Source organism: Candidatus Alcyoniella australis (assembly GCA_030765605.1).
In the GTDB taxonomy this organism is placed as follows: domain Bacteria; phylum Lernaellota; class Lernaellaia; order JAVCCG01; family Alcyoniellaceae; genus Alcyoniella; species Alcyoniella australis.
Map to the genome: position 1 here is coordinate 1 of JAVCCG010000045.1, position 12487 is coordinate 12487.

Here is a 12487-nt window from a genome sequence, read left to right on the forward strand (position 1 = left end):
AAGCCGGTCCCAGCTCGAGGCTGACCCAGCCGGACTTGACCCGCGTGGTCGAGCGCCGCAGCTCCACCACATAGCGCTCGCCCGAAAGCTTGCCGCGCACGTTGTCGCCCTCGCGCGTCTGCACCCGACCCGCCTCGGATCGCCGCAGTTCAATCCCACGCCGGTTAAGTTCTCGCTCGGTTGGCAGGCGATCTTTGAATAATCCCAAGGCGTTAGGTGAGTGGGGGCGCGCCTCAGGGACGGGCCGAGGACGTGCTGGCTGCGCTGACCGTCGATCTGAGCGACGATGCACGTCTGCGCCTTGGCTACCGGCTGCTCGAGGGCGGGGCGGACAACGACAAGGTCTACACTTTTGCCGTGATCCACTATGCGGCCCTGGGGTTCGAGGCGCGTTTCTGATCGCTGATCCGGGCTAACGGTCCACAACGTAGACGAACGGCTCGTCGAGGAACGCGGCCTCAACCGGCATTGTCACCGGTGCGGCCAGCCAGCCCAGCGTCGCGCTACGAGTGCCCGGCGGCAGCGGGGCGGTGCGCTGGTATAAAAACCATTCAGCAAAGCGGATCGATTCGATCGAGTCGCTATCGAGCAGTACGCCGTTTTCGTCGAGCAAGCTCAGCGTCAGCGAACTCGCGGCGTCGCCCAGTAGCGAGCGCAAAGCCGCGCCCCAGCGCAGCGACAGCTCGTCGCGGTCGATGGCTGCGGCGAAGTCATCCAGCTCGATGGTCTGTTCCGCACCGGCCGGCGTCAACAGCAGTGCGGCTCCAAGCCAATATTCGCCGGAGAAGGAGTAGATGTCGAAGTTGCCCAGCAGCCAGTGGTCGCGTCCGGTGAGCAGCGGCCCGTTGCGGGTCCAGCCCGCGAGCTGCGGGTCGAAATCGGGATTGACGATCAGGTTGCCGCTGCGCTGGTCTCCGGGCTCGTCCGCTGTCTGGATCGAGAGCGACAGCGCGTCGAACGCGGCGCTGTTGAACTCATCGCCATGCAACCCACCCACAGCGCGCAAAGTCACCCGCGCCAAACGCGCGCCGGGCGGGACCTGGACTGTAGTGCGCCAGGGCTGCCAGTACAGCGTGTCAAAGCGGCCCGAGCTGATCGTGCGCAGCAGCGCGCCGTCTGCATCGTAGAGCTCGACCAGCGCCTCGGATTCGTCAAAGGCGTAAAGCGCGTTGGACGTACCCACATCGATGTATCCGGTTCGACATGCGCCTCCCAACGCCAGTTGCGCGCGGCCCGCGTCGATTTGCGCGGCGTACTGTTCGAGCCCGACTTGCTGAACAGCCCAGCCGCGCTTGTGTCCGACCGTTCCGCTGAAGAAGCGTTCGCCGAGCAGCGGGGTCACGTGGTGCAGCTCGGTTGCTGATTGCATGCCGTCCAGTTCCCAATCCTCGCCGTTGTTCTCGGCCCCGCCGTTGCGCAGCAGGTTGGGCGGATTGGCAAAGGTCAACCCAAACGGTTTCGCGATCGGCACGCCGTCCGTGCACACCGCGTCGAGCACGCGCACGGTCAGCTCGCCGTCTGTGGGCAGATCATCAACAGCCCGCAGCAGCGCGATCTGGCCGTTGTCGATGATCGAGACTGCGCTTAGCTCGATCGACTCTTCTCCGCGGCTGAGTTCGACTTCGATTTTTGACAGCGGCCGGTCGAACAGCAGGCCCACGCTGTCCGCGCCGAACCCGGTCAGGAAGTCCAGTAGCTGCGGCTGTGCGGGCTCGGCCGTAGCTGGAAAGCGCAGCAGCGTGCGCTGAAATTTGTGGTCGGAAAGCGGCGGAGTGAAGTTGACGATTTCACCGCTTACGGCGCAGGCCCCGGAGCTTTTATTGAACAGAGTGTTGTCGATCAGTTGCGCGCCCTCGGCGCCGTAGAACAGCTGGGCCGGCCACGATACGCGGGCCGAGGGCCAGACCCCCAGCGACGACCAGGCGTCGGCCGCAACCTCGAGCATGATCCCGATTTGCGTCGAGCCCAGCTCATCGTTCCAATCGCCGGCCATCACGATCCGCTCGCAGGGATCCGCTGCCAGGAACTCGTTGACGAGTTGGCGGCACTGGTTGTCGCCGCTCTCGTTCCAGCTGATGTGGATCGCATAGGCCGAGAACTCCAGGCCCTCGATCGTGGTGGTCGCCTGGATCACGCTACGTCCCTCGACCAAATCGACGCCCCGCGGATCGACCAGCGTGGTGCCCGAGAGCAGCGCCAGGCCGTTGTAGTAGAAGAGCTCCATCTCCAGCCCTGCGGCGATGGTCTGCGCATATTCCTCCGGGCATTCCTGGAGCGTCAGCAGGTCAAGCGGCAGGTGGTTGGTCAGCTCCGAGGCGATGCGTTCGGCCGAGGCCTCTTTGCCGCCGTGCAGATTGAAGCTGCCAACGCTGAGCTCCACATCGTCCGGCCGCTGTTCGCCGCAGACGTAGCGCCCCCAGGTCAGCGGCTCGATCAACGCCGGGGACGGCGGCTGGTCGTCGTCATCGTCGTCATCGCCGCTGTCGTCGTCGTCGAGTGCGTCGTCATCGTCGTCGTCGCCGTCCGAGCAGGCGAGCAAAGGCAGGATCAGCAGCAGCGCAAGCAGCGCCGTCAGCAGTTTGTATATCATCGTTGTCCTCCGGCAGTATCGGCGTTTGTGGGTAGCAGGCCGCGCGCATCGAGTTCGCCGAGCATGATCATCGCCACCGACCAATGGCCCAGGGTGTTGGGATGCACGTCGTCGTTCATGTAATCCCCGGCCGCGGTATAGGTCTCGCGCAGCATACGGTGGGCGTCAACAGCCTCAACACCGGCAGCCTCAGTCGCGGTCAGCACGCGCTGTTCGTAGGCCAGGGAGCGCGGCTCGGCGATCGCCTCGATAAACAGCAAGGATTGCGCGCCGAGTTCGCCGTAGATCCGGCGTAACGTGCGCAGGTTGTCGACGAAGATCTGTTCGGAGACCGCGGGGATCGGCTCGCGCGGCCGTCCGCCGCGGCGCAGCTTGACCAGCAGGCTGTTGAGCAGTTGATAGAAAGGCCTGTGGCGCAGCCACTGCAAGGCTGGGCCGTAATCCTTTTCGTCGTAGCGCTCGCCCAAGGTGTCGATCAGTCCGTTGTCGTTGGCGCCGAGGTACATCAGCACCAGGTCGGGTTCCAGCCTGCGGTAGCCTTCAATGGCGTCAAGCACCATGTAGTGCGAAACGTAGCCATCCCACGCGCCGTTGAGCACCTCGGCGTCCAGACCGCGCTCCTGCAGCGCCAGCTCGAGCTGTCCCTGCATGGTCTGTTGCCGTTGCTCGGTGCAGCACCCGGCTGCCGACGACCCGCCGATCAGCAGGATGCGCAGGCCGTCGCCCGGTTCGAGTGCGATCGATTGTCCTTGCGAGTCGCGCGGTGGAAGAAACGGTTTGCCCATGCTGCTGCGGATCGCGGCGTCCGAGGTGAATCCTGGTCCCGGCCCGAACAGCCGCAAATCCCAGCGCCAGAACGAGTGGGCCAATCCCGCGTCGAGCAACACGATGAACGCCAGGGCCGCGGCCAGTGCAACAAGATTAGGAGTAGGTGAGTGAAAGCGGTCCGAGACGATGCCGTGCAGCTCGGTTGAGATCGCGAACAATCCGCCGAGCATCGCCGCGGTAATCAGCCACGGCGGCAGCTCGATCAAATATGCCAGGGCTACGATCAGCAGTCCGGTCGCGGCCAGTGTGTATCGCAGCCGGGTCAGCTTCAGCGAGATGCGTTGCGAGGCGAACCAGCCCGCGTGCAGGCAGACCGAGACCGCCAGTAGTAGCAGCAGGATCCGCAGTTGGTGGGAGTTCTCGTTCACTGAGGGCAACAGCAGCGCGCCGACTATCGCCGGGCTGAAGTGCGCTAGAAATACCAGCAGCGATCGGCCGAATCTCACGCGACCTCGGCGGCTGAGGATCGCTGATTCGAGCAGGCCCAACGCGGCCAGTGCCGCGATCAGCAGCAGGTTGCCTATCGGCATGTTCTCTGCGCCCCAGGGATCCATCAGGGCTAGATAATAGGTCTGACACAACCAATGATAAAGGCCGCGCCGAAACAATCGATGCCTGATTAGGAACCCTAGTGAAAACCCACTTTACAAGCATTGGGCCTCGTGACATCTTAATCCGCGATGACGATGCGAATGCTGCTTGTTTTCGGCACCCGGCCAGAGGCGATCAAAATGATGCCTCTGATTAAACAGGGAAAGCTGCGTGGCTCCGAGGTCGAAGTGCGTGTGGCGCTGAGCGCCCAGCACCGTGAGATGCTCGACGAGGTGCTCGAGCTGTTCGACGTCGAGCCGCACCACGACCTGGACCTGATGCGCGCGGGCCAGACGCCGACCGAGGTCACGCGGCGGATGCTCGAGAAACTGCCCGAAGTCTACCGGACCGAACGTCCCGACGTGGTGGTCGTACAGGGCGACACGACCACGACTTTTGCCGCGGCCTATGCGGCTTTTCTCGAGCACATCCCCGTGGCGCACGTCGAGGCCGGTCTGCGCACCGGAGATCTGACCGCGCCGTTTCCCGAGGAGGCCAACCGCAAGCTGACCTCGTCGATTACGACTTTCCATTTTCCGCCGACCGAGCTCTCCAAACGCAACCTGCTCGCTGAGGGCTACGACCCGCAATCGATCTGGGTCACCGGCAACACGGTGATCGACACGCTGCTCGACGTGGTGGAGCGGACCGATTTGCCCGAGCCGGAAATTCCCGGCGGCATCAATGGCCGGCTGATTTTGGTCACGGCCCACCGCCGCGAGAGTTTCGGCGAGCCGATCCGCGGGGTGTTCAACGCGCTAAAGCAGCTCGCCGCGCGCTTTGCCGACGACACGCTGGTCTACCCGGTGCATCCCAACCCCAACATCAAGGTTCCGGCCGAGGAGATCCTCTCGGGACTGCCCAACGTGCGGCTGATCGCGCCGGTGGGTTACACCAGCCTGGTTTGCCTGATGCGCCGCGCCGCGCTGGTTCTCACCGACTCCGGCGGGATTCAGGAGGAGGCGCCGAGCCTGGGCGTGCCGGTGTTGGTGCTGCGCGAGACCACCGAACGGCCCGAGGGGGTCTACGCGGGCACCGTCAAGCTGGTGGGCACCGACCCGCAAAAGATCCTCGACCAAGCGGGAATCCTGCTAACCGACTCCGAGGCCCACGCGGCGATGGCCAAGGCGGCCAACCCCTACGGCGACGGCCACGCGGCCGAGCGGATCATCGACGTGCTGACGCGCTGGTATTCCCGGACCAGCGGCGGTAAATGAACAAGGGCGAATCTCCGGCAGCAACCCGCATTCCCTGGGCGCTGATCTGGACGCTGCTCGCGCTGACGGCCTACATCTTTTTCTTCGTCACGACCTTCCGTTCCCTGGGAACTCAATCCGATGCGCTGAAGTACGCCAGCGCCGCCCGTTCGCTGTTGCGCGGCGACGGCGCGGTGACCCTGATGGTCCACACGATATCGTTCAGCAACGTCGAACCTGGAACAGTTCGCGAGGCCGCGAGCATGCTCGGCCCGCTGCCGCAGTACCTGTGGACGATGGTCCTGGCCGTGGCGTTCCTGGTTTTCGGCGCGGCCGATACGACGGCCGCCGCGACCTGCGGGCTGTTCTACGTGCTCAGCGTGCCGCTGGTGTTCGGCATTGCCCGCAGGCTATTCGGCCTGCGCGCCGCGCATCTTGCGGCCGCACTGGCGATCCTCGAGGCCAACGCCTTGTACTACTCGCTCAGCGGCATGTCCGAGAGCATGTTCGGCTTGCTGTTGCTGCTGCTGGTCTACGCGCTGGTGCGGCGTAGCGGAGCGGGTTGGGGATTGATCGCGGGGTTGGCCCTGGGGCTGATTGTCTACTCGCGCGAGATCGGCCCGCTCTACGCGCTGCCGCTGGTACTGCTTGTGCTCAGCCCGGCGACGCGCCGTTGGCAGCGGATTATCGGACTGCTCGTGGGGCTGCTGCTGGTGGTGGGGGCCGACCGGCTGAGCGAACCGCTGCGCGCCTACCATTGGCAGGGACAGGCGCGCGTTCGGCTTGTCCAGCCCGCGCCCGAAACCGCACCGCAGCCCACGCCCCGGCCGACGGTCCAGCGTGACGAGCCCGGGGACCGATCGCAACCAGGGCCGATAGTCGGCTTTATCACGCGCAAGCTGCGCCACGTGATCCACACCCACTCGCCGCTCCACCCGGGCCACAGCTACGCCCGCGGACTGGAAATGGAAGAGGGCCTACTGACCACCGGCGAGCACGTCGAGGCGATTCTTTATCGCGCGCGTACCTTCAACCTGCCGCTGACACTCAGGTCCTGGTTTTGGAGCGCGACCAACCCGCTGCTGCTCTGGGCCTTCTGGTTGGCCCCGTTTATGTTGCTGCGCTCGCGCGAACAGCTTTGGCCCTGGCTCTCAACGGTCGGTGCGCTGCTGGCCGTGGGCGCGATACTGCAAGTGTTGTTCGTGATGGAGCGCTATTACCATCCCGCGATTCTGCTGATGATCGTCTTTGCGGCCGGCGGTTTTTCGCGGCTGGCAGGGCTGATCAAGCGTGAGGGTCTGCGGCGTGCGGCCTGCGTGGCGCTGGTGCTGGCCGCGACCTTCCCCTGGGGGATCACCGCCGGGATCGAACGCATGGGGCGGTTCAGCGATTATCAGTGCCGCACGCTGACAATGCCCGACCCAGAGTTCTACAGTCGGTTGGGCCAAAGCGTGGCCGCGCTGACCGGCCCTGAAGAGGTCGGGGTGAGCGACACGCCGTGGCTGGTCAACTGGTACGGCGACCGCGTCTGCATCTGGCTTCCCAAAGACGCGGAGACCCTCGAGCTGCTGATGCGGCGCACCAACGTTGATTTCATGCTGCTGACGTTCCATCTACGCGGCTCACTGGACCTGCGTTCTTGGGAGGAATGGCTCCAGCGCGCCTCTGAGCTCGACGGAAAGCTCGACGGCTTCGAGTTCATCCGCGGGCTGCGTATTCCCGGCGGACGCTTCTGGCTGTTCCGCTCGGACGTTGAGTACCTCGATGCTCCGACCGGCGGCGGGGCGTAGCCTGCAAGGAGTTTGTGCTGCTATGATTCGTCCCATGGAAAAAGTCTGCGTTGTCGGTCTGGGATATATCGGTCTTCCCACGGCGAGCATCATGGCCGCCAACGGCCAGCGCGTGGTCGGCGTGGACGTCGATCCGGCGATCGTTGACCGGCTGTCCAAGGGCAGCGTGCACATCGAGGAGCGCGGGCTGCGCACCCTGGTCAGCGCTGCGATCAGTTCGGGAATGTTCACTGTCTCGCCCGAGCCGGTGCAGGCCGACGCGTTCATTCTGGCGGTGCCCACTCCTGTGGACGATGAAAGCCGCGCCGACCTGAGCCATCTGCGCGACGCGGCCGAGTCGATCGCGCAGGTGCTCAAGCACGGCGACCTGGTAGTGGTCGAGTCCACGGTTCCGCCGGGGACTACCCGTGAGTTGGTGGCGCCGATTCTCAGCCACCGCGGTTTGGAGCCCGGCCGCGACTTTCTGCTCGCCCACTGCCCCGAGCGCGTGCTGCCCGGATCGATCCTGCGCGAACTGGTGCAGAACGATCGGATCATCGGCGGATTCGACGACGCGTCGTCCCAGCGGGCTCGTGAGCTCTACCGTGAATGGGTCGAGGGCGAGATCCTACTGACTTCCCTTGAGGTGGCCGAGGCGGTCAAGCTGATCGAGAACGCCAGCCGCGACGTGGCCGTGGCCTTTGCCAACGAGGTGGCGCAGATCTGCGCCGAGGTCGGCGTGGATCCGCGCGAGGCCATCGCCCTGGCCAACCGCCATCCGCGGGTGAAAATTCTCAAGCCGGGACCGGGCGTGGGCGGCCACTGCATCCCGGTCGACCCCTGGTTTCTGATCCAGGCCGCGCCGCGCCAATCGCGGCTTTTAAAGGCCGCCCGGCAGGTCAATGACGCGCGGCCGCTGGCCCTGGCCAAGCTGATCGGGCACAGCCTGCGACGCCGCAAAGAGCCCAAGGTCGTGATCTTCGGCGTGGCCTACAAGGCCAACGTCGACGACACGCGGATGAGCCCGGCAATCAAGGTGATCGAACAGCTCGAGCGGGCGCACATCGAGTACGCGGTCTACGATCCGCACGTCAAGAACTTCCCACACGACACCGGCCTGCTCGAGGAAGCGGTGCGCCGCGCCGACCTGGCCGTGGTGCTCGCCGGGCACGACGAGTTCCGCTACTTCGACCCCGAGCGCATCGGCAGTCTGATGCGCACTCGTAGGCTGATCGACTCCACGGGCGTGCTCAGCGTCGAGGCCTGGGCCGAGGCGGGCTTCGAGATCATCGAGTTCTGAGCGGACCGGCCCGATGGGACTGTCGCGCTCCATGATTAAGGCGATGCGGCGCGACCCGTTTTCGATTCCCGGAGTTTTAATGCGGCGCGTCAACCGGCGGCTGGTGCGGCGTTCGATTCTCGACGGATTGCTGCTCGTGCCGCAACAATCCGAGGCGCAACTGGCAAAACGGCTGGCCGTCTGCGCGCCGCTGGCCGGTCTTGGCCGCGACACAGCGGCCCTCGAACGCTTCTACGAGCTGTTCCCCGAGCGCCGCGCGCGGCTGATGCAACAGGCGCAAACCTTACTGGCGGGCCAGGTCGAGCTGCTTGGCATGATGATCGCCGCAGATGATTGGCACAACGACCCATTGGGTAAAGGCCGCTGGGATCCGACCGCCGAGTTCGACATGCCGGCGCTCAAGGGGCGCGGCGACCTGCGGCTGGTCTGGGAACTCAGCCGGTTTCACCACGGCCTGCGCCTGGCTCAGGCGTTTCGACTGACTGGCGACGAGCGCTTTGCCCAGGAATTCGCGAGGCTGGTGCTGCACTGGCACGAGCACAACCCCCTGGGACGCGGGATCAACTGGTCGTGTCCGATGGAGGCGGCGATCCGTGCGATCAACTGGCTGGCCGCATTCAATTTAATTGAGGGTTCGGCCGCGGCGGACCGGCTGCGCGGGACGCTGGCCGCCCGGCTGATCGAGCACGCGCGCTTTGTGCTGCGCTGGATCGAGCCGCCGCTTGGCAACCACTTCCTCTCCGATTTGCTGGGCCTGCTGTTGATCGACGGCTCGTTCGAGGGGCATCCCGAGGCCGCCAAGATCGCGGGCTTCGCACGATCGCGGTTGCAACGCGAGCTGCGGCAACAGATCCACGCTGACGGCTCGTTCGCCGAGGGCTCGACGCGCTATGGCGATCTGGTGCTTGAGGGATTTAGCCTCGCCGCACTGGCCATGGGGAGCGCGCGGCCGGCGACATGGGAGAAGCGATTGCGATCCGCTGCATCGGCGCTGATCGGACTGAGCAATCCGTCGGGCGCACTACCGCAACTTGGGGACAACGACTCGGGCTGCTTCCTGCCCCTGGGCGAGCATCCCACACTCGATGCGCGTCAAAACGCTGCCCTGGTTGCCGTGATGTATCGCGATCCGCAGCTTGCACCGCCGATGGGCCCGTGGTGGGAGAAGGCGGTCTGGCTGTTCGGTGCGGACGCTCTCGAGCTTGCCGACCGCGCGCCCGATCCGGATCGCGACGATCATCTGCTGGAATTGCCCAAGGCCGGATGGTACACGGCGCGCATCAGCGGCGCGCAACTTTGGGTGTGCTGCGGCCCGGTGGGGCTGCGCGGGCTGGGCGCGCACGCGCACAACGACAAGCTCGGGTTCGAGCTTTGGGCGGGCGGCCCGCTGGTGCGCGACCCGGGGACTTATCTGTACACGGCTGATCGTGAAACGCGTGACGAGTTCCGTTGCACTGCGGCCCACGCAACGCTGATTGTCGACGGATTGGAGCAGACGCCGCTGCCTGATGAGCCGTTCGAGCTGTCCGAACTGGCTCGGCCGCGTTGTCTGAAATTCGAGCGCAGCGGCAACGCGGCGCTGTTCGTGGGCGAGCACTACGGCTACCAGCAACGGCTGGGCGTGGTCCACCGGCGGACTCTGCGATTTGGTCCCGGTAGGCTTGAGATCGAGGATCGGTTGCAAGGCGGCGGCGAGCACGGGCTGCGGATCAGTCTGCCGCTGGCCTCCGGGCTCGAGGTCGAACTCAACGGCGATACGGCGAGAATTCAAGGGGATGGTGTGCGCGCTGATGTGCGCGGTCCCGCGGACTGGCGAGTGGAGCGGGCGCGCTATTCGCCGGGCTACGGCCGGGTTGAGCCTGCTCTGCGCCTGGTGTGCCAGCTGCGGCGCGAGCTGCCCTGCGATTTGTCCACGGTCATTTCCTGGGGCTGAGTCGGCTGGGTACTGCGCGCAGGTTGCCCACAAACAGTCCGGCCATCTGCGCGGCGTTGAACAGCGCCTCGACCACCGGCTTGCGCCGCACCCCGCCCCAGCGCAGCACCAGCAGCGCGGCCAGCAGCAGATAGCGCGCGGAGTTGGCCCAGCACAGCACGTCGATCATCCGCAGCCCGGAGCGTTTGCTCGCCAGACGTTTGCGCGGCTCGGTCAGCCCGGCGTACCAGCCGCGCTCGAGCACCTTACCCACGGTTAGATCGGTGATTACCGCCGGGTGAAACACCACCAGCCGCGGCGTGTAGCGCATGCGGCCGATGCGCTCGAGACGATAGAACAGCTCGGTCTCCTCGGCAGCGCGCTGGCGGTCCGCGATTCTCCCCAGCTGCGGGTCGAACCCGCCGAGGCGTTCCAGGGCGTGCTTGCGGAAGATCATGTTGGAGCCGGCGATCAGCGAGCGCGCCTGGTCCGCGACGACAAAACGTTCGTCAAGGTCAGCCGGCGGCTTGCGCACCAGCGCGTCGGGCATCCACTCCGGCGCTGCGAAGCCGGGCTCGGGCGTGACCTTGGCGCCCAGCAGCAGCACGTCGGGCTCCAAACCGTGGATCATTTCCAAGGCCCGTTCGATCCAGTGTTGGTCCACGAACGCGTCGTCGTCCAAATAGGCCACGAACGCTCCGGCCGCCTCGTGAAAGCCGCGATTGCGCGCCGCAGACAGACCCTGCTCGGGCTCGTTGAACCAGCGCAGCGCGATGTCCGCCTGCTGCGCGCGAGCTGCCAGGCGCTGTATCACGGTCGCGGTGTCGTCCGTGGAGTTGTTGTCGATCACCAGCAGCTCGAAGGGTCGCTTTTGTTGTGCAACGATCAACGAGAGCAGGCAGCGCTCGAGCAGCGCACTGCGGTTGTAGGTGCATACGATTATGCTCAGCTTGACCATCGATTCCTCGTTGCGATCGCGGGACAGTCGATTATAAGGGGAGCGGCCCGCGCCGCGCCAATCTTGCGGCAATAATTGGCAGGGACGCTTTTCTTGTGGTAAACAGCCGTCGGCCTGACTAAAATTACGAGTTTTTTAAGACCGATCGACGAGGCGGGCCTGAAAACGGGCCTCGGATGATCGGGAACGGCGACGCAATGCCGGGGAGGCGCGAGACTGTGAACAACGTCAGTACGCTGCTCAAGGCGCTGATCAACCGCACCGGGGTGATCGAGGTCGAGACCGAGGCCGGGATTTACTTGGTCGAGGTCGCGCGCCACGATCCGACCGAGGCGTTCCTGAAAAAGCGCGGACAGGAGCACACGCTGGGCATCAGTCAGGCGGTTGAGGCCGGCCGGGCATTCATGGCCACCGATCCCCAGGGCTCGACGCGCGCGCTGATTTCGCTGCTGGCGCGTCGCGAGGACGAGGACGGCCACGCCGGGCTGTTGATCCTTGAGCAGGAACTGCACCAGTCCGTGCCCCGAGCGGTCGAGAGCGCGCTACTCGACCGGATCATCGCCGTGCGCCACAACTACATTCGGATTCACACCTACTGGGTGCTCGAGGATCGCCGTGACATCTATCAGGCGCGCGGCTTCCACCAGATCGAGGAGCTAATGCGCTACCAGTGCCGCCCCGGCGCACCGCTGCCCGAGGTAAGGGCCGCGGTGGTGCGCGACACAGACGCCGACGACATCAAGCCGCTGCAATGCATCGACGAGGCGGCCTTCGATCAGATGTGGCGCAACGATCCGTCGGTAATGGCCGCCTGGGTCAACCGCCGCAACTCGTACCGCACACGAGTAGTGGAGTACGAAGGCTCACCTGCCGGGTTCTCCACCTTTCGCCACGTCCCCGAGCTGCGTTGCGGCTACTACATCCGCACCGCGGTCGAACCTGCGCTCCAGGGCCGCGGTCTGGGCCGGGCGCTGCTCGCCGACGCCATCGGCTGGTTCGGCAAGCAGCAGACCGAGGTTGTGGAACTGACCACCCAGGTCTGGAACAGCGTCAGCCGCAGGCTCTACGAGGAGTTCGGCTTCGAGTCCAAGGAGCGGCTGGCCGTGCTGGTGCTCGATCGGGCCGCACCCAGCGAGCAGGAGGCGGAGTAAAGATCGTAAAAACGATCTTTGGCACCTTTGAGGTGCCACAAGACTCGCGGCAGCTTGGAGCTGCACCAAAACTCGCGTAGTACACTGGTCGTAATGCTACGAGCCACTCCGCGTCGAAAGATGGTGGAGGGAAGGTAAAGATCGTAAAAACGATCTTTGTGTGAAGGCTCGCCGGGGCGGCTTGGAGCCGCA

At 65.2% G+C, this 12487-nt stretch carries 9 protein-coding genes; 6 read left to right on the forward strand and 3 right to left on the reverse strand.

What is annotated here, in order from left to right; translation table 11 throughout:
* The first annotated feature begins 216 nt into the window (after positions 1–216).
* Positions 217–399: a hypothetical protein gene (locus P9M14_05120; protein MDP8255108.1), complete on the forward strand. Its 183-nt coding sequence runs from the start codon at positions 217–219 to the stop codon at positions 397–399.
* Positions 400–412: 13 nt separating this feature from the next.
* Here the strand turns inward: P9M14_05120 and P9M14_05125 are convergent, their stop codons facing one another.
* Both P9M14_05125 and P9M14_05130 read right to left on the reverse strand, forming a co-directional pair.
* Entirely contained in the window at positions 413–2590 is a 2178-nt protein-coding gene (locus P9M14_05125; protein ID MDP8255109.1) for a hypothetical protein, read from the reverse strand.
* Positions 2587–3948, reverse strand: coding sequence for an SGNH/GDSL hydrolase family protein (locus P9M14_05130; protein MDP8255110.1), 1362 nt, complete (start codon positions 3946–3948; stop codon positions 2587–2589). The genes P9M14_05125 and P9M14_05130 overlap by 4 nt, the downstream gene beginning before the upstream one ends.
* A gap of 162 nt (positions 3949–4110) precedes the next feature.
* Between P9M14_05130 and wecB the strand changes: the two genes are divergently transcribed.
* Genes wecB through P9M14_05150 form a run of 4 tightly spaced genes read left to right on the forward strand, consistent with a single transcriptional unit; the run spans position 4111 to position 10207 of the window.
* A complete protein-coding gene (wecB, locus tag P9M14_05135) occupies positions 4111–5226 on the forward strand; it encodes a UDP-N-acetylglucosamine 2-epimerase (non-hydrolyzing) (protein ID MDP8255111.1) in 1116 nt (371 codons plus the stop codon).
* Positions 5223–6995: a glycosyltransferase family 39 protein gene (locus tag P9M14_05140; protein ID MDP8255112.1), complete on the forward strand. Its 1773-nt coding sequence runs from the start codon at positions 5223–5225 to the stop codon at positions 6993–6995. Before wecB ends, P9M14_05140 begins: the two co-directional genes overlap by 4 nt.
* A 22-nt stretch (positions 6996–7017) precedes the next feature.
* A complete protein-coding gene (locus P9M14_05145; protein MDP8255113.1) occupies positions 7018–8274 on the forward strand; it encodes a nucleotide sugar dehydrogenase in 1257 nt (418 codons plus the stop codon).
* Positions 8275–8287: 13 nt separating this feature from the next.
* Positions 8288–10207: an alginate lyase family protein gene (locus P9M14_05150; protein ID MDP8255114.1), complete on the forward strand. Its 1920-nt coding sequence runs from the start codon at positions 8288–8290 to the stop codon at positions 10205–10207.
* On the opposite strand, the gene P9M14_05155 is transcribed toward P9M14_05150, so the two are convergent.
* Entirely contained in the window at positions 10191–11144 is a 954-nt protein-coding gene (locus tag P9M14_05155) for a glycosyltransferase family A protein (protein MDP8255115.1), read from the reverse strand. The genes P9M14_05150 and P9M14_05155 overlap by 17 nt on opposite strands.
* A gap of 176 nt (positions 11145–11320) precedes the next feature.
* Between P9M14_05155 and P9M14_05160 the strand changes: the two genes are divergently transcribed.
* Positions 11321–12295, forward strand: coding sequence for a GNAT family N-acetyltransferase (locus P9M14_05160; GenBank protein ID MDP8255116.1), 975 nt, complete (start codon positions 11321–11323; stop codon positions 12293–12295).
* Positions 12296–12487 lie beyond the last annotated feature (192 nt).